Annotated in this window: 24 protein-coding genes and 1 pseudogene; 10 read left to right on the forward strand and 15 right to left on the reverse strand. The window is 47.0% G+C overall.

Annotated elements, in window-relative coordinates:
* Positions 1 to 159: 159 nt before the first annotated feature.
* The gene (gene ppsA, locus ACFOUO_RS03975) at positions 160 to 2793 is read right to left on the reverse strand and encodes a phosphoenolpyruvate synthase (RefSeq protein ID WP_380702375.1); all 2634 of its coding nucleotides are present in this window, start codon (positions 2791 to 2793) and stop codon (positions 160 to 162) included.
* Positions 2794 to 3208: 415 nt separating this feature from the next.
* Here ppsA and ACFOUO_RS03980 point away from each other — a divergent pair.
* A pseudogene (locus ACFOUO_RS03980) lies at positions 3209 to 3361 on the forward strand (GNAT family N-acetyltransferase); the annotation flags it as partial.
* Here ACFOUO_RS03980 and ACFOUO_RS03985 read toward each other — a convergent pair.
* From ACFOUO_RS03985 to ACFOUO_RS04010, 6 genes are all read right to left on the reverse strand, one after another.
* Positions 3325 to 4125 carry a carbonic anhydrase gene (locus tag ACFOUO_RS03985; RefSeq protein ID WP_380702377.1) on the reverse strand — a complete coding sequence of 267 codons (801 nt, stop codon included), beginning with the start codon at positions 4123 to 4125 and terminating at the stop codon, positions 3325 to 3327. The pseudogene ACFOUO_RS03980 and the gene ACFOUO_RS03985 overlap by 37 nt on opposite strands.
* Positions 4126 to 4749: 624 nt before the next feature.
* On the reverse strand, positions 4750 to 5292 hold the full coding sequence (locus ACFOUO_RS03990; RefSeq protein ID WP_380702379.1) for a DUF6022 family protein: 543 nt from the start codon (positions 5290 to 5292) through the stop codon (positions 4750 to 4752).
* Between the two features lie 24 nt (positions 5293 to 5316).
* Positions 5317 to 5763, reverse strand: a complete 447-nt coding sequence (locus tag ACFOUO_RS03995; protein WP_380702381.1) for a MarR family winged helix-turn-helix transcriptional regulator — start codon at positions 5761 to 5763, stop codon at positions 5317 to 5319.
* 295 nt (positions 5764 to 6058) lie between these two features.
* Positions 6059 to 6985 carry a DMT family transporter gene (locus tag ACFOUO_RS04000; RefSeq protein ID WP_380702383.1) on the reverse strand — a complete coding sequence of 309 codons (927 nt, stop codon included), beginning with the start codon at positions 6983 to 6985 and terminating at the stop codon, positions 6059 to 6061.
* A gap of 14 nt (positions 6986 to 6999) precedes the next feature.
* Entirely contained in the window at positions 7000 to 8193 is a 1194-nt protein-coding gene (locus ACFOUO_RS04005) for a class I SAM-dependent methyltransferase (RefSeq protein ID WP_380702385.1), read from the reverse strand.
* Positions 8190 to 8783, reverse strand: coding sequence for a cysteine dioxygenase (locus ACFOUO_RS04010; protein ID WP_380702387.1), 594 nt, complete (start codon positions 8781 to 8783; stop codon positions 8190 to 8192). The genes ACFOUO_RS04005 and ACFOUO_RS04010 overlap by 4 nt, the downstream gene beginning before the upstream one ends.
* A gap of 561 nt (positions 8784 to 9344) precedes the next feature.
* Between ACFOUO_RS04010 and ACFOUO_RS04015 the strand changes: the two genes are divergently transcribed.
* A complete protein-coding gene (locus tag ACFOUO_RS04015; protein ID WP_380702389.1) occupies positions 9345 to 9515 on the forward strand; it encodes a hypothetical protein in 171 nt (56 codons plus the stop codon).
* 51 nt (positions 9516 to 9566) lie between these two features.
* Here the strand turns inward: ACFOUO_RS04015 and ACFOUO_RS04020 are convergent, their stop codons facing one another.
* Both ACFOUO_RS04020 and ACFOUO_RS04025 read right to left on the reverse strand, forming a co-directional pair.
* On the reverse strand, positions 9567 to 11018 hold the full coding sequence (locus ACFOUO_RS04020) for a SulP family inorganic anion transporter (protein ID WP_380702391.1): 1452 nt from the start codon (positions 11016 to 11018) through the stop codon (positions 9567 to 9569).
* Between the two features lie 211 nt (positions 11019 to 11229).
* Entirely contained in the window at positions 11230 to 11706 is a 477-nt protein-coding gene (locus ACFOUO_RS04025) for a Rok-like winged helix domain-containing protein (protein ID WP_380702393.1), read from the reverse strand.
* 380 nt (positions 11707 to 12086) lie between these two features.
* On the opposite strand from ACFOUO_RS04025, the gene ACFOUO_RS04030 reads away from it, so the two are divergent.
* The 3 genes from ACFOUO_RS04030 to ACFOUO_RS04040 all read left to right on the forward strand — a co-directional run bounded on the left by ACFOUO_RS04030 (position 12087) and on the right by ACFOUO_RS04040 (position 14046).
* On the forward strand, positions 12087 to 12944 hold the full coding sequence (locus ACFOUO_RS04030; RefSeq protein ID WP_380702395.1) for a metallophosphoesterase: 858 nt from the start codon (positions 12087 to 12089) through the stop codon (positions 12942 to 12944).
* 66 nt (positions 12945 to 13010) lie between these two features.
* Positions 13011 to 13337 (forward strand): PadR family transcriptional regulator, encoded by a 327-nt coding sequence (locus tag ACFOUO_RS04035; RefSeq protein WP_380702397.1) that lies wholly within the window; start codon positions 13011 to 13013, stop codon positions 13335 to 13337.
* A 1-nt stretch (position 13338) separates the two neighbouring features.
* Positions 13339 to 14046, forward strand: coding sequence for a VanZ family protein (locus ACFOUO_RS04040; protein ID WP_380702399.1), 708 nt, complete (start codon positions 13339 to 13341; stop codon positions 14044 to 14046).
* Between the two features lie 68 nt (positions 14047 to 14114).
* Here the strand turns inward: ACFOUO_RS04040 and ACFOUO_RS04045 are convergent, their stop codons facing one another.
* Together ACFOUO_RS04045 and ACFOUO_RS04050 are read right to left on the reverse strand one after the other, a co-directional pair.
* Positions 14115 to 16409, reverse strand: coding sequence for a glycoside hydrolase (locus tag ACFOUO_RS04045; protein WP_380702401.1), 2295 nt, complete (start codon positions 16407 to 16409; stop codon positions 14115 to 14117).
* A gap of 301 nt (positions 16410 to 16710) precedes the next feature.
* Positions 16711 to 16929: a hypothetical protein gene (locus ACFOUO_RS04050; protein ID WP_380702403.1), complete on the reverse strand. Its 219-nt coding sequence runs from the start codon at positions 16927 to 16929 to the stop codon at positions 16711 to 16713.
* 239 nt (positions 16930 to 17168) lie between these two features.
* Between ACFOUO_RS04050 and ACFOUO_RS04055 the strand changes: the two genes are divergently transcribed.
* Positions 17169 to 18782 (forward strand): M1 family metallopeptidase, encoded by a 1614-nt coding sequence (locus tag ACFOUO_RS04055; RefSeq protein WP_380702405.1) that lies wholly within the window; start codon positions 17169 to 17171, stop codon positions 18780 to 18782.
* Positions 18783 to 18882: 100 nt separating this feature from the next.
* Here the strand turns inward: ACFOUO_RS04055 and ACFOUO_RS04060 are convergent, their stop codons facing one another.
* Positions 18883 to 19398 carry a hypothetical protein gene (locus ACFOUO_RS04060; protein ID WP_380702407.1) on the reverse strand — a complete coding sequence of 172 codons (516 nt, stop codon included), beginning with the start codon at positions 19396 to 19398 and terminating at the stop codon, positions 18883 to 18885.
* 252 nt (positions 19399 to 19650) lie between these two features.
* Between ACFOUO_RS04060 and ACFOUO_RS04065 the strand changes: the two genes are divergently transcribed.
* Positions 19651 to 20382: an AAA family ATPase gene (locus tag ACFOUO_RS04065; protein WP_380702409.1), complete on the forward strand. Its 732-nt coding sequence runs from the start codon at positions 19651 to 19653 to the stop codon at positions 20380 to 20382.
* A 19-nt stretch (positions 20383 to 20401) separates the two neighbouring features.
* On the forward strand, positions 20402 to 21172 hold the full coding sequence (locus tag ACFOUO_RS04070; RefSeq protein WP_380702411.1) for a DUF4184 family protein: 771 nt from the start codon (positions 20402 to 20404) through the stop codon (positions 21170 to 21172).
* A 41-nt stretch (positions 21173 to 21213) separates the two neighbouring features.
* On the opposite strand, the gene ACFOUO_RS04075 is transcribed toward ACFOUO_RS04070, so the two are convergent.
* Positions 21214 to 22437, reverse strand: a complete 1224-nt coding sequence (locus ACFOUO_RS04075; RefSeq protein ID WP_380702413.1) for a cytochrome P450 — start codon at positions 22435 to 22437, stop codon at positions 21214 to 21216.
* A 178-nt stretch (positions 22438 to 22615) separates the two neighbouring features.
* Entirely contained in the window at positions 22616 to 23194 is a 579-nt protein-coding gene (locus tag ACFOUO_RS04080) for a TetR/AcrR family transcriptional regulator (RefSeq protein ID WP_380702415.1), read from the reverse strand.
* 335 nt (positions 23195 to 23529) lie between these two features.
* Between ACFOUO_RS04080 and ACFOUO_RS04085 the strand changes: the two genes are divergently transcribed.
* Positions 23530 to 24639: an endonuclease/exonuclease/phosphatase family protein gene (locus ACFOUO_RS04085; RefSeq protein WP_380702417.1), complete on the forward strand. Its 1110-nt coding sequence runs from the start codon at positions 23530 to 23532 to the stop codon at positions 24637 to 24639.
* Positions 24640 to 24737: 98 nt separating this feature from the next.
* Here the strand turns inward: ACFOUO_RS04085 and ACFOUO_RS04090 are convergent, their stop codons facing one another.
* Positions 24738 to 24971, reverse strand: a complete 234-nt coding sequence (locus ACFOUO_RS04090) for a hypothetical protein (protein ID WP_380702419.1) — start codon at positions 24969 to 24971, stop codon at positions 24738 to 24740.
* Positions 24972 to 25129: 158 nt separating this feature from the next.
* Here ACFOUO_RS04090 and ACFOUO_RS04095 point away from each other — a divergent pair, with 158 nt between their 5' ends.
* Positions 25130 to 26455: a tetratricopeptide repeat protein gene (locus ACFOUO_RS04095; protein ID WP_380702421.1), complete on the forward strand. Its 1326-nt coding sequence runs from the start codon at positions 25130 to 25132 to the stop codon at positions 26453 to 26455.
* Positions 26456 to 26470 lie beyond the last annotated feature (15 nt).

A 26470-nucleotide genomic window follows, 5' to 3' on the forward strand; every position in this document is an offset into this window, starting at 1 on the left:
TTTGCACAACAAAAAGCAGTCCGACAGATCGCCAGACCGCTTTGCCTTATGCCCAAAAGTCATAACCGCCAAACTGATAACTGCTCCCCACTCAAACCGTCCCTTATCCCCATGACGGTCACCATTGTTAAGGACCTTTTATCCCGAATTGTTGGAACTCTATTCTAGGATTTCAATATACCCCTCCATTCCGTTGATACGGATCCGCTGGCCATCCTTAATCAAGGTGGTGGCATTTTCGACGCCAACGACAGCCGGTAGACCGTATTCCCGTGCGATTACCGAACCATGGGTCATCAGTCCTCCCACTTCTGTCACCAGGCCTTTGATGGAGACAAAGAGTGGCGTCCAGCTGGGGTCCGTCGAGTTGGTGACGAGGATGTCCCCTTCTTCGAGGTCGGCCTCCCCCATCTTCAGAAGGATGCGAGCACGGCCTTCAATTACCCCGGATGAAACGGGATTACCCGGTAAGGCTCCTGGGGGGAGATGCTTACGCCTGTATTTGCCAAACAAGAGCTCTCCTTCGGAGGTGATCAGCCTCGGCGGCGTCAACTTTTCATAGGCCGCGTACGCTTCTTTTCGGTCGGCGATAACACTGTGGTCCAGCCGTTGGGTGCGAACGGCCTCCCTCAGTTCCTCAAAGGAAAGGTAGTAGATATCCTCCTTCTCCCGTATCGCTCCCTGTTGCGCGAGTTTGGCGGCTTCTTTCATCAACGCCTGTTTATAGAGGAAGTAGCGCCGGATCCAAGCATATTTGGGGTATTCCCGGTAACCGATAAAATGACGCAGACGACGGATCATTCGTTGTGTCTTTTTGGCTTTTCGAGTCCCTCCCGGCAATTGCTCCAAGCGATTCAACAACTCCAGTTCTTTCTGCTCGGCTGCCCGCTTTCCCTCTTCAAACTTGGTGTGGGCGGCCCCCGGTTCGAAGTTTTGCAGGTGGCTCAAGACCATAGGGATGAGAGCGGTCGGCTGTTCGCTCCAGCGGGTCTTGGTGATGTCGATCTCCCCGGGGCAGCGCATGCCGTATTTTTCAAGGTAATCGTTGAAGGCTTTGCCGACTACTTCGCCTCCTTTCAGCTGAGCCAGATCCCCGAAAAAGGTCGCATCTTTGGCCTCATTTTCCAGATAAGCCTGCACCTCTGGATAGGGACGCACCGCATCCGCCACATCCAGCAAGGCGAGCCCCATCTCTGAGGTCACGTTATTCGGCACCGATTGGGAAAGGATATCCGCTGCGTTTTTTCCCCCCAGCCATTTTTCCATCTTGCGGTTGATCCAGTTGGCCGCATACATTCCGACCCCGATCGCTCCCATGCCCCGCGGATCGTAGACGCGCTCCATAAACTTTTCCTGATCCGCGACGATCAGATCGAACAAATCATCTCCGGATACCTTTTGGATCTGATTTCGCAACTCTTCATAAGATACGTCGTTCTGGGAAATAACCTCTTCGATCATCGCGGGGTCGTTCTCACGGTAGAGCTTTAGAGCATGGAAAAGCATCGCCCCTGGGGACATTCCCTTACGGTTTATCGACATGGCTCTTTTTCCCCGGGGCAAGGATCGGATAAAATCCTTGCGTTGAATCAATTTCCGAAGTGCGTCCGTCATCAGGGGGTCGCTTTTACCCATCATCGTTAGGGCTAGCTTCCGGCCGATGGGAGATGCCAGATCGTGGCTGATATCGAGGAACAACCTCCCCCCCGCTTGATGCATGGGGAACTCCTCCGATATCAGCCGGAGAAAGGAAACGCCCAAGGGTCGGATTACATCCGTCATCATCTGCTGATGCCCAAAGGACATGTAGACACGATTTCCCCCATAGCTCTTCTCCGGAATCGGATACAAGGTGGTGATGGGACGGCTTTGCAGGATATAAACGGTATCATCCACAAACGACCATTCAACGTCTTGCGGGCTTCCAAAGGAAGCTTCAATCCTCCGTCCGATCCGTTCCAGTTCCACAATCCGCTCTTCCGTCAACGTCTGCCGATTCTGCCGGTCGGGCTCGATTTCCCGCTTCTCCGTCCCGCCTTCTTGCAGAGGAACAACAGCCGTTTTCTTGGTGGAGACCGTCTTCCCGATGATCTCACCATCCCGCACCTTGTAGTTGTCCGCAGACACCAGCCCGGAAACAAGGGCTTCCCCCAGCCCAAAGCTGGCATCAATGGAGGATATCTTGCGGTTGGAGGAAATCGGGTCGGCTGTGAATAAAATACCAGAAGCTTGTGGAAAAACCATCCGCTGGACGATAACCGACAGATAGACCCTCCGGTGATCAAATCCATTTTGGATGCGGTAAATCACCGCCCGCTCGGTAAAGAGGGAGGCCCAACACTTCTTAACGTGCTGGAGGACCGCTTCCTTTCCGGTAATGTTTAAATACGTATCCTGCTGTCCGGCAAAAGAAGCCTGGGGGAGATCTTCCGCCGTGGCGCTGGAACGGATCGCATAGGCATATTCCTTCCCCAGTCGGAAAAGTGCGTCATTGACGTCTTCCTCGACCTCCCGGGGAATCTCCACCGCTTCAATGGAACGGCGGATCTTCTCGCTGATGACCCCTATTTCTTCTTTGTCTTGCACTTTCAATTCAGCCAGCTGATCCAGCCAGCCGGAAATCTCATCACGATCCTCGGTCACCTTTTTATAAGCTTCGGTCGTAACACAAAATCCCTCTGGCACCCGGACCCCTTCTACTCGGGACAACTCCCCTAGGTGAAATCCTTTGCCCCCGACGAGCAAGCGCTTGGTGGGATCGATTTCCTGAAATTCGAGTACATAGGAACTCATATGGCTCTCCCCCTTTCTCATCCACTCTATCCTTGGATCCCGTATCAAATCATATTTAAAAACCGTTTGTGTTGATCAGTAGGAGTTTCATTGCACACTCCCTTCCCCAATATTTGTAACCTGTATATAGGTTATTCGCAGGACAAGGTGGGTTTATAGTCCAAAAAATAAAAAAGCAGGGGTGATTTTCCCTGCTTTTTTCTGTCGTACCTTTCTTCGCTTTATGAAGCTACTCCCTCTGCTGCCTTCCCAGGTTTCAATCCCTTACGCCTGATCATCTCCTACTACCTCCGGTATGATAGCGGAAAAGGGTTTACTCTCATGCAGATACGTCTTCTTCGATTCTCGAATAATCGCGAAGTAATTCGTGTAATCAACGACTGGTAGGAAGGTCGACTATTTCCGTGATACGGGCTTCGTCGTTGAAAATGATGGAGAACTAATCGCGTTTTTGGTCAGCTTCGTTTCTCCCGGACGCAAGGGGGAAGCTTACATTCACTTTGTCGGTATCCATCCCGATCACCGAAGACCTTACTTTTCTATAATTTCACGCTTATTAACGGCTTGAACTGGACGATGGTTATCAGGGAATATATTACGGAACACTCTGATTTGCGTCTTGGACATTTCGATCGGCTGTTTAAAAACAACCCACTTTACTTTTTCAGTACATGGAGGAGTAGTTAATGAACCATTATAACGGAATGATTTTTTATCTTTAGGCAGTAAGCTCATCAGATCGACAGGTTTATCAATTTTTACGGCCTCTTTTGTTTTTTCTTTCGGGAGTTGTGCCCAGATGTCATCTAAGGCTTGGTTTTCTTGTCCTTCCTTGATCATGATTCCTAAGACGATGGTATGCCCCTTGGCATCTTGGTGTACCAAATGGAGTTCCATATCGAAGTTTTTGCCGTTAAACTGATGCTCACTCGGTGTATGAAAATGAAATTGTACCAACTTATATTTCTTTCCAGCCATTATGATATCATCGTTGGAAGCCGGATAATCCAAGATGGTATGCCCATTATTACTTACGGAAAAGGAAGTTTTTTTGTAGTTAAATTTAATATCGTTTGCATCCTGATTGGTTTTAACTTGAGAGGCTTCGATATCGATAGGCGATTGTTCTTTACCATTTGCACAAGCAGCATAGGAAGGATCTAAATCTCCCCATTTTTCAGAACCATTATAAGACCAGTGGGTTTTTTCTTTCTTGACTTCAGGCTTATCCTTCTTTGAAGGAGCGGCCTCTTGGGTTGCATGTGCGGAACACGCGGCTAGCGATAGGCTTAAACTCGTCAACACTATAGCAAAGGCTTTTTTCTTCAGCACGTGTAACACCTCCATGTAATCAATAGAAAATATATTTATCCTGATTGGATGGCTTAGCCCTTATATTACCTATAGCGGCTGTTGGGATTAGGAGTCAGATCAAACGCAAATTACTGAAGCTATTATCTATTATAGGGAATAAAGGGGAGGTAAAAAGGTTGTTTTTCGTGTGAAATGTCCCCTTTTCGGGGAATATGATCAATTGTGTTACCCTATACTTTGTTCACGAAAAAGGAGACCAAAAGAGGTCTCCAATGGTGACAGCTGTACTACGGGGATCACCCGGGAATAAATACTTCTTAGCTTCAGCTTGTGTAGAGAAGTCGGAACAATGTTTGATGCCCAACGGGCACGGCTGATTAAAGAGAGTTCTCAAGTCATTTTCGTGTGGATACAGGAAAATCAGAGATGCCATGTTCATCCTGAGCATCGGTAATGGCCAAGTTTGAATACACCTCAAGTGACGTACAGTAGCCATTAGCTCAAGGCAAGGGCCCTAGGAGTGCTATCGGTGAGTAGTTGGACCCGTGCGGTGGAACGCCGTAGGAGTGGCCGCCACCACTTAGCAGCCACCTTGCTCTTCTTTTGGCTGCCCTGATCTCGCTTTGTCAATCTACTCGTTTTTTATGTGCTTTGGTTTCGTAGGTATTCTTCGTATTCAACCGTAAATTCGCACGCTTGCTTAAAGTCAACGGAACGAAGAGAGAGCGCCGCTACAACATCCTTTTTGCCCGTTTCACGTAAGGCAATGATTTGAGGCTGACGAGGAACGCGAAACTGGGTGTGGTCATGAAACACGATGGTGACAATGGTACCTAAAGCCTCTCCATCCGAGGCATAAACGGCGCTCCACATCCAACGTTGCTGATCGGTTTGTTCCTGGTTTCCCCACTCACGCGAAATGTCGAAATCTCCTGGAAATCTCGGCTCAGGGTGCAAACCGGCCTCTTTAAGCTGCTGATGAACAGGCAAAAACAACAGGTTCAAATAGGTTCCGTATGCCCTATCACCTGCCTTATTGTATGCTTCCAACAATTGATCCCGCTTGTTTTGGAGCAGGGTTTTCCAGTTTTCAGCGATATGACTTTCGATGTACTGTGCAATTGCATCAATACGACCCTTTTTGCCTTCCTGAAGAAGCTCCTTTAACGGCTTCACCTGTTTCATAGCTGATCCCCTTTCGAATAAAGGTCATTCATCTTGTTCGAGACTTTCACTTATCTCACGTAGCATCGCGACGGCATCCCGTAAGTCTTCCAAGGTATGCCTCCTTCCAATCCGATTTGCCCAATCCGCCTGCCGCTGCTTTACGTAAGCAAGAGCTTCTCGCCCCTTGTTAGTTAACACCATCAACTTAGCGCGGCGGTGATGGGGATTCGCGTGATACTCTATGAAACCATCCCTTTCCAAACCATCCGCCGTTTGTTGTACGCTTTGACGGGACAGACCCATCACACGAGCAACATGAGCGACCGGAATCGCTCCATGTTCCGCTACTCCCAATACCTGCCATCGTGCACTACTTAACCCAACAGGCTGAGTAATCTGGTCTCCTGCCTCCAGTAAAAGGCCATTAAGGTGAAAAACTGCAAGGACCAGCTCAGTGAAGGCATCTCCATGTTTTGTTCGCTTATCCATATGACAACATTTTGTCATTATGACAGCCCCTTGTCAAACTGGACAGAAATCCACGAATAGACACTGAGCCATACAAGAAAACAGCCGGTGATCAAAAAGCTACAAACCCCCGTTTCCAACGCGGTTGGGAAACGGGGGTTTACTTCAAGTTACCTACTTCATGGAGCAATTGTTGGGCAATGGCACATTCGACGCCCGCTCTCTCCGGCTTCTTGTTAAGAATCGAACGAACCAACTCCGAAAAACGCTCTCGCTATTTTCATGTCCTGCTTCCAGAGGTCGCAAGCTATGGTTTTTACTGAACATTCTCACCCTGCAGTTCCACCTTTTTCGTGCGCCCTTTGACGGAGGTAAAACGGTTGCTCATCCATACACCGAGAAGGATCATCGCAGATCCTGCATACTGGAGCGGGGTGATCTCTTCATGATAAATCAGCGTTCCCAGGAGGATAGCCACCATCGGAGTAAAGAAGGAGTACAGCGAGACTCTCACCGCCCCCCATTCCTTCAATAGGTAGGTGAATACCGTAAATCCTACAATCGACCCAATGAACACCAGATACACCCAGCTGATCAGAAAGGCTTGATTCAGATATTCCAGCGAGACGACCCTTTCCCATTCCAGAAATGGCGACACGGCCATCAAGAGAAGACCGCCCATCAGATTTTCCAGGCCGGATATCAAGATCGCGGAATATTTGCTCAGGGTGTTTTTGCTAAGTACTGAGCCCCAGCAATAAGCCAGGGTTCCCAATATGATCGAAACCATCCCCACAATCGCCATATTGCTATCGGGGGACTTAATTTGGGGCATGAAGATCATACATATTCCCAACAACCCCAATACAATGCCCAACACCCTCGGGAGGCTGAGAACATCCTGCCGGTACAACCAGCTAAAAAGAACCATAAAGATCGGGATCAACCCCTGCACCAATACCGCCGTCAGCCCGGAGGAAACCCATTGTTCACCCCAATAAATCAAACCAAAGGTGACGGCGATGACAAACAGCCCCAATACAAACACATTCCATAACACTTTTCTTTCCAACTGAAATGACCCCTGCTTCCACCGATACCAGGCCAAGAGAAGAATGCCCGCCAAAAAAAACCGGGTTCCAGCCGACCAAAGAGGCGGGGCCTGGTCCACCCCAATTTTGATCGCCAGCCATGTGGAGCCCCAAACCAGGCACAAAAGCACAAACAACATTTTAAACTTCAAAGAGCTCCCTCCTGTTATTCAGCGGGTTTCCGAGCGACGAGTACATTGGTATTTCCGAAGGCAAAGGTGTTTTCATTAAACACTTCCACCACCGAAAAGCCGACGCCCTCCAACTCTTTCGTCAATTCATCGGCAGATGATTCTTTATAGGGGAGGAGCTCTAGAGGGATCATCTTGGTCCCGTCTTCGGTTCGGATTTTCCGATCGATCACCCTCCCAGGAACCACCGGCCCCACCTTCTCATAATCCGGCACGGAGAAAAAGCCCTTCAACCACTTTTCCCGGCAATGGGCCAGCAAAAAATATCCGCCCGGTTTTAGGATTTCGTGAACCCTGCTCAAGTGTTTCCGTCGATGTTTAGGATCTGTGATCATGTGTAAGCAACCCATGTTAAGGGCAAAGTCATAATCGTTGGCGGATATATTTCGAAGGTAGAGTACATCCCTTTCAATAAAATTGCAAGACACCCCTTCTGTACGGGATCGCTCCCTTGCCTTATCCAGAGCGGCTCGAGATACATCAACTCCCGTTACCTCCACACCCCGCTTGGCGAGAAAAATACTGTCCCTTCCTTCCCCACAACCCAGATCGAGCACTTTTTTCCCTTTAAGACCGTACTGTTTTTCAAACCAGACCACCGGGGGGTTGGGCTCCTCGGTCTCCCAGAAAGTCCCTCCTTCCTCATAGACTTTTCGATATCTTTCATCGTACCCGTAATAGTAATCAGCTAGGGTAGCATCCGAATCGGAAATGGGGTATTCAGAGTACTCGGCCTCTGAAAAATCGTGCTCTTTCGATAACAAGATTTCCACGAGGATCGCCGGTTTTTCCTCCTCCGCTGAAAAAAACCGATGGATTTTTCCAGGGGAAATCATCAATGTCTCGCCGGTACCGACCAGTTCCTTGTTGATGGAGGTGAGAACTCCTTGATTCAAAGAAAATTCTTCATACTGAATTTTATTTTGCAAGATGCAGATCATTTTTTTCGTACGGGAATATTCCTTCGGAATCGCCATTTTCTCAAGGGGAGCAATCCGAACCCCGCATTTTCGATCCGATTGTTCCAACAAAACATGGGATGGTTGCTTGGCTTCCGGTTTATCTGGAATTTCACTCAAATAGAAAGGCGTATTTGAAACAAATTCCTCGATTTGTCGATGGATAACTTGTTCATTTTTTAACAGGTCTATCAGATGTTGAAAGCTCATTGTGCCGGCTCCTTCTGTTTCAGTTTGATCTCTCTCAATTGTTGACGCTGTTCTTCAGGCCACCATGCTCCACAGTCCTCACTGACTACACAAGCTGCACAGCGCTCCAGATCGTAAACTTTCATTCCGCTGATCGGTGGTGCGTAGACATGGAGTGTAACCATTCTCCGCTCACTTCGGTTTTCCATATCGTGCACCATTTTCCGCGGGGCAAAAAAACTAGCACCCTCCATTTCCAAGTCGGTACGTTTCGGTACCGGTAGCTCCTTTTTCATCGCATAGGTTGTATGGGTGGATTCTCCCTTGACAACATGCACCCAACCGAAGGAGCCTCCATGATCGTGGGGTGCGCACTTGAAATGTTGCGCCCAGTTCATCACCAGAACCTCTACATGCGGAGATTGAAACAACACTTTTCTACCATAAGGGCGTAGTCCGGGATCCTCCAAAAAAGGAATGAGGTCTTGCTCCTCCACTCTCAATTGATCCAATGCCTGTTTCAAGTCCCGGGACGTGGGATTGACCAAAGAGGTAAAACACTGCTCAACCCTGGATGCAAAATCCAAATATCCCAACCCCTTTCGATTCACCCTTCTTTTTCTCCTCAATTTCGACTATAGCAATTATACGGTAAAATGCAATCTTTTTCTTTCGCTGGCAAAAATATATGCCATGTGACTTGGCCAATTCAAGCGCTCTTCTGCCATTCATCACCTTATTCCATATAAATCTACTATATTTCTAGGGTTTTTTATATGAAAAAACCACCCAGATTTCTGGGTGGTTCGTGTCATTTTAGTACCCTTTCTTTTAGGTGGAAAGTGATTGGCCTTACCGATAAAAGGATCGAGTCATAGCGAAGGAGCGATACCCTCGTTTTCTCCCTCGTGGGAACGGCCTCTTTCTAATGATCCACCTTGGTTCCCCTCAGCGAGGTCAGGCGCCGAATAAATCGGTTCGCTGTATTCATTTGAGTGTCACTCGGCTTATGGACAATTGTTCCAAACTGAGACGAACCCTAGTCATCACCCTCGTCCATCATCCCCTTTCTTGATCCGTGGTCATTTCTTCAGTGAACGTTTTACAACCCGTTTTGATTGGTATAAACTATAGATGGTAGTAAGCGCTTTCAAAACGGAGGGGGGACCCCTATGTTGGACAGCCAATACCGTCGACGTGCGTTGGAACTCTGGACACAACAGGAACGGGTAAACCGAAAGGATCGGAACCAGGCCCTTCAATCTCCAAGCTACAGCTCGCCCCAGAACTTCATCCTCCGCAGTGTCCATCGGTTTCGCAGCTGGGTAGCCCCATTTATCTAAATACTATAAAAAGGCGATGCCTGGGAGGCATCGCCTTTGTTATGGGTGTTTTTATTGTTTGACAGGTAGCGGTAACCCATTACGTTTACACAGTTGGGTGCTTTCCTCGTTCAACCCTAAAATCATAACCTGCTTTTCTGCCGAATGATACTTCTCCAACAGGCGGGAAACAGCTTCCAAACCAGACTGATCCCAAATGTGGGAACCGCTCATATCGATGTGAACGAACTCCGCATCCTTCCAGGGTTGGAATGCCTCGCTGAAATGAGTCGTGGAACCAAAGAACAGAGGCCCATTAATCCGATACCGGGTCACTCCCTCTTCGTCTTCCCGAGTGACTCGGATTCGGGCGGTTTTCCACCCATAGCGGAGAGCAGCGGCAACCACACCGGCCAACACCCCTTGAGCCAAATTGTGGGTCACCACGACAATCCCTACCGTCAACACCATGATCAAGGCATCACCCCGGGGAATACGGTGTAGTTCCCGCAAGGATTGCCAGTCAAACGTACCGATAGAAACCATGATCATCACCCCCACGAGGGCAGCCATCGGGATTTGCTTGACGACGTCTCCAAGGACGAGAATCAAGAAAAGGAGCGCCACACCGGACACCAACGTAGACAGGCGCGTCCGGCCACCAGACTTGACATTGATTACCGATTGGCCGATCATCGCGCACCCGGCCATGCCGCCAAACATACCCGCCACAATGTTTGCGATTCCCTGTCCTTTCATCTCTCGATTTTTATCGCTCGTGGTTTCTGTCATATCGTCTACGATGGTGGCAGTCATTAATGATTCCAGAATACCAACTATCGCTAAGGCGAGAGAGTACGGGAAGATAATGGTCAAGGTTTCCCAGGTAAGGGGCAGTTGCGGAAGATGAAAGGCCGGAAGCGAACGCGTAATTTCACCCATATCCCCCACCGTCTTCAAATCTAAGCCCATAGCCATGGAAACCGTAGTCATGACGACGATGGCGGCCAACGCAGACGGAAAAGCCCGCGTTAAACGAGGAAAAAGGTAAATGATGGCGAGCGTCCCGCCTACCACCCCGTACATCAGCCAAGACTCTCCAGCAAAATGAGGGAGCTGGGCCATGAAGATTAAGATAGCTAATGCATTGACAAAGCCCAATACCACCGAATGGGGAATAAAGCTCATAAACCGATCCAGCCGGAGTAAGCCCATCAAAATTTGCAAAACCCCGGTCAAAATGGTAGCCGCCAGCAGATATTCAAGGCCATGCACCTTGACCAAGGTAACCATAAGCAAGGCCATCGCACCGGTCGCCGCGGATATCATTCCAGGGCGCCCACCTATAAAGGCGATCACCACGGCGATGCAAAAGGAGGCATAGAGCCCGACCATCGGATCGACGCCAGCAATGATGGAAAAAGCGATGGCTTCCGGAATGAGTGCCAAAGCAACCGTTAAGCCAGCCAGGATATCCTGTCTCGGTTGGGTAAACCACTGGTTTCGCAAAGAATGTTGATTCAATCGATTTCCTCTTTTCTTTTCTGATTCATCGTCGATCATCGACGATTGAGCCCGTATCACATAAGGTATAATTATATCACAACCCTACTACTTCGCATTGCCCTTTCATCCGTGTAAGGGAATTCATTTTCAAAGGAAATAAAAGGGAGGATGAACCCTGTTTCCAAAATAAAAAATGCCGTACTCTTCAAAGAGTACGGCATCTAAATCGTTACTGATCTTCGGATTCCTCTTCAAGGTGCGGTTTGTAAGCAAAACGTCCACGCTTTACCTTTTGAATATCCGGAGCAATCTTCATGATCGTTTTCATGGTCAGAGTGGAGTTTGAGCCGAAGTCACCGCCTCGCCTTTCTACTTCCTCGGCGATATCCGATAAACGCATCGTCCCTCGTTCCCGAAGAATTTGCACCGTTAATTCTGCTGCCCGGATCGTCTTTTTGTGAATTCCTTTCGTATTAACCAACTCCACAGGAGCAGGTTCTTCTAGACCTTCCTCCTCGGGGAAAGCTTCACCCGGTACACCATGGGTAACATGTCGCAAAGCTTGATCCAACCCTCCGCTTAACGTGGAGATGAACCGGGTGTTTTCTTCTCTGACGGAACGTAATACCCTCAGAAGCTTTTGGTTCTCCTCCCGCACCAAAGCACGGATCTCTTCCATTAATTGTTCATTTAACTGATCGTTCATCTTAATACCCCTTTTCATCCTATGAATAAGCCTCGTCTTACAAGCTAGACAAGGTTTCCTTTCACCTTTTTCTTACCCTCATTCATATTATATCTACCCTATCACTATTTTTATACACTCAAATTTTTACATTTAGAAGCAAAAACAGCGTTTCAACGTCTCAAACCAACCTTACACTATACACTAGCTCTAATCAATAAACCTTCTAAACAAAGAGGGAGGGAATAAATGGAATAGGAAACCCCTCTTTTTTATGACCCCGTAACAGGAACGGGATCATGAAAGCAATGAAAATTATTTTTGTTTCAATTATACATTGTGTTACTATGTATAATCCGTTATAATGTATTCAATTATTCCATCATAAGGGAGTATTCCTAGTGACCAGCAAACCGTTGATCAATCGGAGAACATTCCTAAAAAAGAGCCTCCAATATGTTTTGGGATTCATCGGATCGGTTGGTTTACCCTCCGTTTATGCTTATCAGGTAGAGCCGTATTGGATACAAACCAAACACATCGATATCTCCCTGCCTCGTTTGCCGGAGGCCTTTCGGGGTTTTCGCATTTGTCAGTTCAGCGACATCCACCTCGGCTATCATTTTGGCCTGGAGAATCTTTCCTCCTTGGTTGAACAAATCCAAACCGTTCATGCGGATGTCATTTGTTTTACAGGGGATCTTTTTGATCGTGAAACCGTCGATGTATCGGAAACGGCCCGGCATTTTTCCCAACTGAACGCACCCTATGGAAAGATTGCCGTGTTGGGAAACCACGATAATTGGGGAAACCGTGAAGCCGTTAACCGGGTCTTGAAAACAGCTGATTTTCAAGTCCTTCATAACACTCACGTTCCCTTACGGAAAGAAGGAGAGGTTCTCTTTTTAGCGGGTGTGGATGATCCTTGGGTAGGAAAACCTGACATTACAAGCGCACTGCGAGGGATTCCTGAAGAGAGTTGTACCATCCTTCTCGCCCACGAACCGGATTTTGCCGACGAATATAGTCGTTATCCCATCGACCTTCAGTTGTCCGGTCACAGTCATGGAGGACAAATCCAGCTTCCATGGGTAGGGCCTCTTTATACCCCACCCCATTCCAGTAAGTATCCCGATGGGCTGTATACGGTTCAAAATCGACGCCTTCAGGTGTACACTACACGGGGAATCGGAATGACAAGGGCGCCGGTTCGATTCAATTGCAGACCGGAACTAACTGTGATTACATTAAACCCGTAAGGTGAAGCTCTCTCCACTGGTGGATAGGTTCTCTCGCTCGTATCTCTATAAGAGGATGGATGGCTGATGGATAAAGAACTGTTAAAAGGAAGTATCGACTTGCTTTTACTTTCGCTCATCTCCAGGGAAGACCAATATGGGTATTCCCTGGCCAAAAAAATCAAAGTATTAAGCAACGAAGTGTATGAAATCGGAGAAGGGACGCTATACCCTGCGTTAAAAAGGCTGGAGTCCAAAAAAGCGATTGAATCCTATTGGGGCGGCAATGGAAGCGGAGGCAGGAGAAAATATTACCGTATTACAAAACAAGGCCTCCGCATGCTGGAGGATAAAGTGGAAGGTTGGCATGCCATGCACCGCCTAGTCTCAACCGTGATTACAGGAGAGAAATAAGATGAGCTTGGAAGGTTATTTAGATGAAGTGGTTCGTGGTTTACCCTGCTCAAAACAAGAAAAACGGGATATCCACGATGAGTTGTTGGATCACCTGCAGTCACTGAAAGACGAGTTTACCGACCAGGGATATAAGGAAGAAAAAGCCGAACAAATGGCGTTGGAAAGCTTCGGACCTTCGCAGTCTATTGCCAAGGAACTGAAAAGATCCCTGCCACTTTTGGACCCTTATCGCAAGAAATGGACCCTGGTCGGTTTTTTTATCTACATGGTGTCAATGGTCTATATCCTGTTTATCAATGTTGACCGTTTCGTTGGTAGAGACTTTATCATTCACCGAAGAGCGGCATTTCCCGAGTATAGTTATGTTTACCACAATTTGATTCCCTTTCGCACGATTAAAAACTACTTTGTCTATGCGGATCACTACACCCTCTACAACTGGTTTTGCAATCTTTTCGGAAACATCCTCCTTTTTATCCCCCTTGGGTTAATGCTACCGCTCCTCTTTTCCGGATGTCATTTCTTCAGCCGCCTTTTTGCCTATCTCTTTGCTGTCAGCCTTTGTTTTGAAACGCTACAGGCTTTCTTTGATATGGGCCGCTTTGATGTGGATGATATGCTGCTCAACCTGATCGGCGGTGGATTGGGCTTTCTGATCTACCGATTGATTGTACGCATTCATCGTAAACGAACCAAGGCAGAATAAGAGGATACATGAACAGAAGGAGAACAGGCTTTGCCCGTTCTCCTTCTTCATGTCTTCCTATCCGTTTTTCATTCATCAGCCTGGGGTGTGTAGGTTCGTTTTTGTTTCCCATCTATGACCACGGTGGATTTCGCCTTAATCGTCTGCCCTTGGTACTTGAAATCCCGTTTGGAGAAGTTTGCAATCACCTTGAGATCCGAACCAAACCTTGTCATTTGAACGGAGCGGTCTTTGGAGAGGTATTTGAAGTCGGTCATTTCCTTCGTTACCGCTTTTTTATGAAGGGGAGACCAAGCGTTGACATGACGCTGGATAACCTGCCGCCTCTCTTTCCATTTCTTCTGATCCAGATGATACATTGGGGGAACGTTATACAACATTTCATAAAGCATGCGTCTCTCTTTTTCACCTTTGATCTTTAAGCTACCCCAACTCCAATGATAGGTGGTAATCACAGAATCGTTATACACCAGCTTAAACAACGGCAGCGAATAAGCGGGGCTTAAGTAAATGTGCTGATACAACTTTTTGATAGGGACTGGTTTTCCGTGCACGGGAGGCACACCGCCATCGGGTGACCAATATCCTCCCGCATAATAGGGGCTGTTTTTATTTAAACGGACATCGGTATCTCCCCAAGGGAGGCCAGGAAATTCGATTCCGTGAGCAAAGGCGATCGTCTGGCTGGCAAAATCATTACCGCCTTCTGACCCGATCACCATGTTTTTTTCATCCCGAATATAAGCCATGCGTTTCATACGGGCTTTTAAATCTTGCTTTTGGGTGGTGATATGTTGCGGCGAATAATCGTCATAAATTTCACCTGTCGCGTCGCAATCGATAAACCAGGAATTAAACGCCACACCGGTTTTCAAAATCTCATTCACCCGGTATCGAACACTCGGCAAGGAAAGCGTCGGGTTCAACTTCCTTCCTTTTCCTAAAAAGCCCTTAACCTTTTTCCCGTTTTTATTCGTGATGGTCGCTTGGTCATACAGCGTTTTATCTTTGAAGGAAGCGGTATTCCACTCTTCATCTTTCGGTTTATGGATCGAATGATACGAATCATAGGGTCCGATCAGATAACCCGCCTTATTGACCTGCTTAACAAATTTCGGGTTCATATACCCCTGCGTCCAATCGGGAAAGCCGATCCAGGACCGCCGAATTCCCGAGTTACGCATTCCTTTCAGGATATTCACGGAGTCAGCATCATCCCAATGGTCTGTTGGGGCGACCGAATCTTGCAAAACACTTTTCAAGAGTTTCTTATTGAGCGAATAGAGCTGCACTTCATTCAAACGGTCGATGTTTTTAGCCGTCTTCTTCGTCTCTTCGTCAAGCTTGGTAAAGACGTTGGGATTGTACAGCTCCTTTAAGCGCAATAGTTCATTAAAGGCACGAAGAACACCTTGTCGTTGATACTTGGCGACGTATGCTTGTTTCTGAATATCCTTGAATAGTTTTTCCGTCTCGGCCCCGTCGTCCACATAGCGCCGAGACAACTGGTTGATCCATTGAACGAACTTGTCATCCAACTGCTTACGCAACCGGCTCCAACGTATATCCTCTTCCGAAAAAAACTTGTTGTTCCACAGGTAAATATGGGGGGCACCATATAGTTTTTCGATGTTCTTGTTTTGCTTTGCTTTTTCCTGGAGGGTTTTAAACTCTCCTCTGTCCGAAACATGCTTCTTATAAATTTTAGCTACGCTCACCGGATCCTTATCCGTCACGTAGATGTTGAAACCATAGGATTTTTTCGGGTTAATACGAGGAAATTCATGGGTAAATGAAAAGGAAATCTGGGGATTAACATCAAAATCGACGGTGTCGTTAAACATGTTATCTGCTACATACAAGATGGAATACTTTTTCTTGTTCAAAGCGAAGAAACGCATGGAAAAGGATTCGATGAAACTGTAGCTCTGGTCTTTCAAAAATTTTTTCCAATAGCGATCACGACTGGGGATATATTTCCCTTCCCATAGAGGGAGTGTATAACTTTTTGCCTTCACTTTGGGCCAAGTGAACGCTTTAGCACCGGTAGAGCGAATATCGACTTTCAAGGCATGCTTTTTCTTTTTGAGGGAAATCTCCACGTTGTCATCGGGATACTTCCACGACGCAGACCGAGCCGTTTTTTTGAAATCGGTCACCTTTCGTTTTTGTAACGGTTCGGAGGCCCTCTCTTTCACGCCATCTTTCGTGACAAAGACTTCAAAGGTTTCCGGTTTCACGTCAAACGAAAAGTTCTTATAACGTACTTTCTGCGAAGGTTGGGACGCCTCCGTTTGGTTACAACCGGCTAAGACTTGCATGAGCAAAACAAGGGTCATCGACCATATCAGCCATTTTTTCATTGTCGTTCCTCCCTCTCAAGATTTTCGGATACACACATGATAATTGAAAATACATTGTAATACAATGTATTTTTTTATTGGGGGTACCTAACACCTATATCCAACAAAAACCCGGCTTCTCCTTTTATCAAAGGGCCGGGCTTTTATCCATTGGGTTGCGTAGTGGGAAGCTCTATCAAAATCCCTGTATGGCAGACTCGGTGTTACTCCTGGTCATTAATCGGCAAAAGCCCCCCGTGATCGAGCCAGACCCTCCCACTCATGAAAGAGAAAGAAGGGATCTATCCACCATAATGACATCCTAGTCATCAATGGGTGTATCGATGTGGTCACGGTCGTCCACCGTGTTCATGTTACGAGCCACCGTATTGTGCCATCCGATCACTCCACCGAATCCTGCATTGGACTTATTGTGGGAGCTCCAGTAATTTTGGAAGTTCTCCCCCACAAAAATTCCGGAAGCCGTCTCAATAGCATTGACATTGATCGAATGAAATTGGACCATCATCTTATTCCCCATTTACAACCACCCCGATGGCAAAAATTCCGATATGTTATGCTTATGGCCTCTTACCTGTGTCACTGGAATAAAAGCTATAATAACTTCATAACAAAAACCGCCCTTATTAAATACGGGCGGCCTTTTTGCGCTTTCATGAACCTAATATGACCCTTACAACATTGTAAGCTAGATGAAAGCGTCATTTCATCTTGGAATGTTACAATGGATGCAATATCAACAGGAAAAGAGGTTGGCAAATGAAGACATGGTTCAAACTCTCCGTAGCCGGTATCTTAGCCGCTAGTACGGCTTTTGGGTTTCTTTACACAGCACCAGTTCAAGCAAAAGATCACCGAAGCAACCAGCGTCCCCAATACGATATCAAGGCCCAGGTGAAACCTAAAGCCCACACAGTAAAGGCTCGTGAAACCGTCACCTTTACCAACAAATACCCTCATTCATTGCGTGAGGTCGCCTTCCACTTATACCCCGACTCCTACAATCGATTAAAGACCATGAGTGACTTTACTCGGCCCACGCCCGAAATGATCCAAAAAGAAATGAAGAAAAACCCCGGTCTTAAGAAAAAGGACTTCTTGGGGGATATCCACATTCGAAAGGTGAAAGCCCAAGGAAAGAAGGTCCGCTTCTCTCAAAAGAACCAAGTCTTAAAAGTCCAGCTTCCAAAAGCGGCCAAGCCAAAGGAGCAAATTCAGCTTCGCATCGACTTCACCGTCAAACTCCCCTATGGGAACCAACGGCTCAATTATTACAAGGACAATCTCTCCCTGACTAAATGGTATCCTGTGCTAGCCATGTATGATCCGAAAACAAGAAGTTGGGATGAAACCCCCTACACCCGCATTGGTGAATCCGACTACAGTGATTTCTCGGACTATCGCATGAAACTCCGCGTACCCAAAAACTTTACCGTCGCTGCGACTGGTACGGAAAAAGAGACCACCCGCGGTAATGAGAAAACGATTCGCATCCATGCACCGAATGTGAGAGAATTCGTCTTTTTTGCCAGCCCCCACTACAAAAAGATCACTAAGAAAGTAGGCAGGGTGACCATCAACAGTGTCTACGAAGATACCGCCAAATACAAAAAGGCTCAGGCGAGGAAGGCGTTAAATGAAGTCGCCAAAGCCCTTCCTTTCTTCGAAAAAAAGGTCGGCCCCTATGCCTACCCGGAGTTTGATATCGTCGAAACCGGGATTCAAGGGGTGGCGATGGAGTATCCGACCATTATTCAAATGGGAAAATACCACCCCCAATCCGGCCCGAACCATGCACTCGTCCACGAACTAGCCCACCAATGGTTTTACGGGATGATTGGGAATAATCCTGCCGTCAACCCGGCTTTGGATGAAAGCTTCACGGAATTTGTTACAACGTATTACTTTTCAAAACAGTACGGGAAATACAGCGCGGATGGCATGAAGGCTCATCTGTTTGTTGGAGAGGATCAGTTGCCCGAACTAACCGGCGCCATCAACCGGCCTGTAAACCATTACGGTGGCGCGATGCCATACATGCAATATATCTACGGGAAAGGGCCTGTCGCTTTGATCGACTTGTATGAGAAGGTTGGAGAAGCCAAGTTTGACCGAATAATGCGTACCCACTATCAATTGAACAAATTCAAAAACGCCACCTTCCCAGACTTCTTCGAAGCGGTGAAACAAGTAGCGGGTAAAAAAGTACGGGATTACATGGTAAAAGCCTTTACAAAGCCTGGGTACAATCCGGACCATCTGAAACTGACGGCGAAAGAAAAAAAGATTCTCGGAGATAAGATCAAGTTGATTGAGCTCGATTCGGAGGATCAACACCAAGCTCCTCAGGAGCCATCACCCACAACAAAATAAACCTAAACCCGAACAACAAGACAAGCCTGCTCCTTACCAGAGCAGGCTTCTTCTTTCCTTTGGGAAAAGGCTAGTTGGTAGCTACTTCTGTCGTCAGATTTTAAGGAAATTTGAGGTGGCCGCCATTCCGTTCGACACCTTTGGGAGCCCAATAGGCCCAGTTAATCCAGCCACCATCACCTTGGTTTTCAAATTCTCCGCCTTCAAAGACCCAGATTCCATACGTGATCTTCCCATACTTGGCAGAGCCATAAAATTTAACGCCCTGTAATTTTGTAGGGTCATGAGGTTGCTCCAGATTCTGAACTACCACATTATACTTCTGTTCCGCACCATAATAAGCAGCATTCGACAGATTTTTCACGAAGCCTGAACGATGAGCATTATCATTGATCGCACTCTCAATCTTATCGGCAATTCCCAGTACATCAATGTTAACGTTTAAGTTGGCACCGATACCAACTGTGGGCGCCATGCTTGCTTGGGCTTTTTCCTCCGCATTTTTTTCAGAGACGTTAGGATTTTCGTCGGCGGCAAACGCTTGGCTCATGGTAGCCGGCACCAGCAGCGTCACTCCTAGGCACAAAGCTACAGCAAAACGACCAATTTTCTTCATTTCTCTCCCACCTTTTTCTCTATGTATTTTAGTTACACCAAAATACTGAAAAGTGTAACTTGGGTTTATTGTAAATGCTTCTATGTGTTTTTTCAATACTTTTCTTCTCTTTTTTAAAAAAATAATCCCCACGCACCAATCACAAAACGTATGTTCTAGACCTATTCCCCGAAGAACGTTACAATAAGGGCAATCCTACAAATTAACAGAGAGCCTCTCAGAAAACGACAGGGCGATGGAGGTCTAAAAAAGATGAGCGTTTTTTTACGAGAAATCCGGTTGGGAGAGGACGGGCAGACGAAGGCGAAGCGCGATGAATATCCATTCAACATTCCCGCACTGCAAGGCTGGAATCAATTGTCCCTCGATACCTCGGTGACGTTTTTTGTAGGGGAAAACGGTTCCGGCAAGTCGACCATCATGGAGGCCATTGCTTATCAGTGCGGCTTTAATACGGCGGGTGGTTCCCGGGATCATGTATATGATGTCCATGAGTCCCAGGCCGTCTTAGGGAAATATATTCGCCTTTCATGGCTTCCTAAAGTGACAGAAGGCTTTTTCCTGCGGGCGGAATCCTTCTATCATTTTGCCTCTTACATCGATGAAGTCGATCCAGCGGGAATCTATCAACGATATGGCGGCCGTTCGCTCCATCATCAATCTCACGGAGAATCCTTCTTCTCCCTTTTTTCTAACCGATTTAACGAGAGAGGATTGTATTTGTTGGATGAACCGGAGGCAGCCCTGTCCCCCCAGCGCCAATTGGCGTTTTTGCGCCTGATTGACCAATTGGTAAACCAAACCGAGTCACAGTTCATCATTGCGACGCATTCACCGATTTTACTCGGATACCCGAATGCCAAGTTATACAATTTTGATGCGTCCCCTATCTCTGAAATCGCCTATACGGATACTTCTCATTACCTAATTACCAAACGCTTTTTAACCGATCGCGATCAATTTGTCCAAGATTTGCTCCGTTGAGCGGAAGGGGGAAAGGAGGATGCCGTTTACCTTCGCACACTCAGCAGCCGTGATTCCCATCCACCTGCGTTGGGGACGGTACTTCAGTTTGACGGGGTTGGTTTTAGGAAGTATGGCGCCGGACCTGGAATATTTTCTTCATTTTAAACCTCATGGGGTCATCGGGCATACGTTGCTGGGTTTTTTCTACTTGAACTTTCCGCTGGTTATCCTCTTGGCCTGGATCTTTCACCGTGTGATCAAAGAACCTTTCATCACTCATCTCCCCCGCCCTTTTTCACAATGGTATCGGCATTCCACAAATCCCCCTTGGAAGTTTTCCTCCGTGAGGAAGTTTTTCGTGTTGTTTTATTCTTCGATCCTGGGAATGTTCACCCATGTTTTATGGGATGCTTTTACCCATTCAACAGGCTTTTTTGTAGAACACCTTCCTTTTTTGCGAGAGAGATTTCACATCTTGTCACTGGAAATCCCCTTTTACAAAGTCGCCCAACACAGTAGCACCTTGATCGGTTTTCTGATCCTCGCCGCCTACCTGTACAGCCGCAAAAACACTTCCCCCCGTAAACCAGAAGAATATTCCCCCGCTCAAAAACTGTGGTTTTGGGCTTCTACAGGAGCCCTGGCTTTTCTTTTCTTTATTTACCTCTTCCTGTTCAAAGGAGGGCTCTCCCTTAGTCAGGTAGGTGAAATCGTCGTTTCGCTCATCAATTGCGGATTCTTCTCCCTGGTTTGTGTCGCCTGGCTTCATCGCAGGTTACCCCGATTGAACGAAGAAAAGCGACGGTGAAAGAAACCGTCGCTTTCGCTTGCCTTCTAGGCTCTACTGCCTTATATTTTTGCGGTGATGATGGGAAACCGGCTCAATCGGTTAAAACCCTCTTCCAAACAGTCTTCAAGCTCCCATCCCCTGGGAAGGGAGATCTCGGGGTAACGGCGGACAAACTCTGTTAAGGCGATTTTTGCTTCTAAGCGGGAGAGTGGTGCTCCAAGGCAAAAATGAGCTCCTTTGCCGAAGGATAAATGGGTCTGATTATTCGATCGGTGGATATCGAATTGTTCAGGGTGCGAAAATTGCTTTTTATCCCAGTTGGCTGACCCGATCCATGCTATGACGTGTTCCCCTTCTTTGAAAACCGGACCAAAGACATCGGTATCTTTTTTCACCCGTCTCGTCATGATCTGGGCAGGAGAACGATATCTCAGCACCTCTTCGATAGCCTTTGGAATCCATTCTGGATTGGCTCTTAATTGCTGATAAATACCCGGGGTGTCCCGTAAAAAGCAATAGAACGCATTGGCAATCAAGGTGGTTGTCGTTTCGTTGCCTGCAGCAAGCAACCCGATGGTGAAATGAATGATTTCCAGATCGCTCAGTTTGTCTCCCTCAAACTCTGCCTGTGTCAGGCTGGAGATGATATCGTTTTGTGGATTTTCTCTCTTTTCCTGTACCACAGGATAGAGATATTCCCCTAATTCCCTGCGAGCTTGGGCCTTTTTCTCTTCTAAATCGGCGTAGGTCTCCCGACTGCCTGGGGTAAAGAGAATATCGGACCAATTTTTAAACCTTTTCCAATCCGCCGAAGGAATTCCCAACAAATCCGAAATCACCGTGACGGGGAGGGGGATCGCCAAATCTTCTAAGATATCCATCGGCCCTTGTTCGTCCAATTGATCTAACAAAAACTCGGTAACCGTCTGAATCCGGGGCTCCCAATCCCTTAACGCTCGGGGAGTGAATGCTTTTGAAACCAATGAGCGTATCTTGACCTGTTGCGGGGGGTCCATTTCGTTCATACGGACCCGTTCAGAAGCGGAAGAAATTCTGGGAAACCCTGAGGGTACCCTGGATTTCTGACTGGTAAACAGATGGTAATCAGATAGGACACGGTTGACATCGTCATACAAGAAGACATTCCATACTTGTTGCTTTGGATCATAGTAAACAGGGTTACGCTCCCTCATCTCCTGGTACCAAGAGTAAGGGTCAAACTTCTCCCGTTTCGTCTTCAGACCCGTTACTTCTTCAATAAAAATCGGATCTTTAACACTCACCCCGGACTCCCCCTTATCACGTTTTCCAGGAAAAACTTAGATAGAACGGTGGTAGAGCTTAAACCCGTATAGGTGCTCCTGGTTAAAATTATAAGGAAGAACCTTCCATGATCCAATAAACAGATTCCTTCATTCCGTTCATTAAACGGCAATCGGGGGTGAAATGTTGAACAACTGATCAAAAACTCTTTAGGTCGTTAACATGGTGGGAGACTAGCCAATTCAATTGTTTCGCCATTTGACAAGGAGGATAGGGCATATCGTTCTCCAGCCACCACATGGTGACGCCAAGCATGGAATGAAGGGTGTAACTAATCACAATATCCGGGTCCACCGGCAACCTGGAGGGATGAACCTTGCTTTTCTCGGCCAATTTGTTGGCCTGTTCCCGGTGAGCTTTGAAAATTAAATCTCGGAGCTGGGGGACTTGACCCATCATCGTTTGATAAAACCCTTTATGATCCCAATAGTATTGAAAGCATCGTTCTAACGCTTGTTCGTTGAGAGGGGTAGATGGTTCTCCCGGTTTTGGCTTCATGATTTGAAACAAAGCCTGAACTTCTTCTTCCACACATTGTTCCAGCAAGTCATACTTATCTTGAAAGTGAAGGTAAAATGTCCCGCGATTGATGCCCGCCCGATCCGTTAAGTCCCGGACCGTAACAGCCTGGAACCCTTTATCTGCGATTAGCTCCAGCATGGCTTTCTTGATATTTTCACGGGTTCGTTTAATCCGACGATCCATCTTTTTTGACATTCGGCATCCTCCTTTTCTAATCATGGCCGCTAACGACCTTCTACGGATAAAGGATGGCCTATATAGGGTGATCGGAAATTAACACAATCCCTTTCATCCCTTAACATACCATTTACACAGACCCCTTACATTAATAGTATTAAACCTATAGTAGCTTTTTGGAGGGATGTGGAATGATGATTAGCGAAAAAATAGGTAGAGCAAGGTTCATTCCAATCTTGTTATTGTGCATTTGTTTGGTGTTTTCGCTTTTGTCGGTAACACAGGCGAATGCCGCAGATACTCCTTCCCTTGATTCCAAAAAACCGGTTTATAGTACAGGGGAAGCCATCCAAGTGAAGTTTTCGCACGGGCCGGGCAATGCCAAGGATTGGATCGGCCTTTACCGAGAAGGCGCTTCGAATCGATCCTATGTGGATTGGGCGTATGTCAATGGCTCACAAACAGCTACCAAAGGGTATACCGATGGAACGGTCACGTTCAAAGGAAGATTGAAACCGGGAACCTATCATCTCCGATTTTTTAAGAATGATAGCTACACAAAAATCAGCCAAGACGTCCCCATCACGGTCACGAGCAAAAAAACGTCATCCCAATCCCCTGTTAAATTAAAGATGTTGACCATGAATACATGGCATGGCGGAGGAAAGGTAAACAACGGCACCGACAAAATCGTCCGCGCTGTGCAGCGTTCAGGTGCCGATGTTGTCGGTTTCCAAGAGAGACCGGACCCAGCCAAAACGGTTGCGAAACAGCTAGGATGGCATTTCTATCAATCGCCTAACGGCGGGAGCATCATCAGCAGATATCCCATCGTAGAGAAATTTGAAATTCCCGGCGCTTCAGCACCCACCGTCCGGGTCCGATTATCTTCCGGACAAGAAGCGATAGTAACCTCCGCCCATCTGGACTACAAAGAGTACGGCCCCTATTCAGCCCATTTTGAAAACAAAAAAACCAGTGAAATCATCAAGATTGAAGAAAAGAGGCGAGGGGTTGAAGCAGCAGCTATTCTACGCACACTTAAACCCTATCTCTCTTCCAACATGCCGGTCTTCCTGCTGGGAGACTTTAACGCTCCTTCGCACTTAGACTGGGTTGATTCGACAAAAAAATCCCATAACGGCTATACCATCGAATGGCCGGTTTCCAAAAAAATCAAACAGGCCGGGATGACAGACTCCTACCGGAAGATCCATCCTGATCCGGCCAAATCCCCCGGCAATACCTGGTCACCCGTATACACATCGGACCACCCGTGGGATTCCGCATACGATTATGAACCCCAAGACCGAATTGACTTCATTTATTCAAAAGGAAGAGCCAACGCCACCCAATCACAAGTGTTTGTCACGGGGAGTCCGAAACCCTATGGACAACACAAAGACAATGAGTGGCCTTCCGACCATGCCGGAGTCCTTTCCACCTTCACCATTAACCCTTAAGCCATCGTCACAGGTACAGTTAGATCTATATAGAAACGACAAAAAGCCGCTTTGTATGGCGGCTTTTTGTTTATTTGAGCATTTTACAAACGAAAGGATCAAATCGGCTGTCCTTCGAAATAAGGAAACTGCTCATTTCTCTCCCAAGATTCGACCGTGCGGAGTGCTTGGGGATAAGGAAGGCCCCGGCCCATGAGGAAAGCGATCGCGTTCGTCTGGTATAAAACATGACGTAAAGAAAGGCCTGCAGCATGCTCCATAATTCCATGATAAACCGCCGGGGAGACGGACTGGAGGACAGGAAAACCCGGGGGCATGGGATGATGATGCAATGGAATCCCCTCCCATATCAGTTGGCTACAATATATGCTCTTCGCCCATATGGGTTCCTGTAATTTTTTTACGATCCCTTCGAATATATTTCCCATTATCAGTATCTTGGGATAAAATAAACAATAATTAGGTCCATGTTAATAATGGGGTGAGATCGATGTCTGCGATAAAAATCAACGAGATTGGTGAAGTGATTCGAAAAATCCGCAAAGAAAAAGGATTCCGGCTGGAAGATTTGGCTGATGAAAACATCTCCCCTGCCACCATCAGCAATATCGAGCGTGGGGTCCCGCATGTAAATACCAACAAAATTCAGTACCTTCTGGATAAACTCGGGGTCAACCTGATGGACATCCCCAGCAAAATGGAAGAAGAAGCGAACAAAATGAAAGATGTCGAATTCCAGCTAGATTCTTCTCATTTATTATGGTCATTGGGACAGTTGCGGGAAGCCTTATATAACCTCGAGAAATTGGAATTGGATGATGCCCACCCTCTCGCTCCAAGAAAGCACTTTCTAAAGGGACGCTGCTACCTGACTGAAAAAAAATGGGCCAAAGCTGAAAGAGAACTATACTACGCCATTAAGCTGAGCAGCCAATCCCCCCTCTCCCAAGCAACCAGCGTTGAAGCTCTCTGCTTCAACGATTTAGCGATTTGTTGTTATCAGCAAAACGAAATCGAGAAGGCTCTAGGGTTTACAAACCAAGCGATCGATTCCTACCAGGAATCCGGAGACGCCCCCCATCTCAAATTCGTCTTGCGTTGCAATAAAGCCATCTATCTGGATAAGCTGGACCGGGTCAATGAAGGAATGCAGACCATCCAAGAAGTATGGGATTCCATCGATAGTGAAGTGGAATCCAAACATATCGCTTTGCTCTATTGGCTGAAAGCCGAATTCCTCCGTAAAATGGGGATCCTCGACCAAGCACTCCACCATGCACAACAGGGATTGGAAATGTCTCGCCGCAACGGCTACAACAAAAGTATCCTGGATTTTTTAAATACGATGGGTAGTATTTTCTCGAAAGCAGGGGATTGGAAAAAAGCAAAAGATTGCTTCCGAATCGCCATCAATGCCAGAGAAATGTTTGGAGACACCCGTGCGCTCGCAACCACCTATACTCGTCTTGGTGTGTTGTATATGAATGAGAGCAACTGGGATGAAGCTAAAAAGACGCTGGAAGAAGCCGTCAATCTTTCACAAGATGATTTGGTTCGCCTATCCTACGCCCTACTCTTCCTGGGGGACTTTTACAAAAAACAAGGGCAGATCCAAGAAGCCGTCTCCTATTATGAACGCACCCTGGAAATCATCGGGTCGCGCAATCCACGGCTGGAAGCAAAACTTCACCTCCGCCTCGCAAGTATATGGGACCAGGCAGATGAAAAGGAATTTCAAAAACACTTAAGGAATATGTATGAGATAAAGATGATGCGAGAACGAAAAGAGGTGGACATTTTTGACGAAATGGAGTAAGGCAATTATTATTTT

It is taken from the genome of Salinithrix halophila (assembly GCF_042650125.1).
Lineage (GTDB): Bacteria > Bacillota > Bacilli > Thermoactinomycetales > DSM-45169 > Salinithrix > Salinithrix halophila.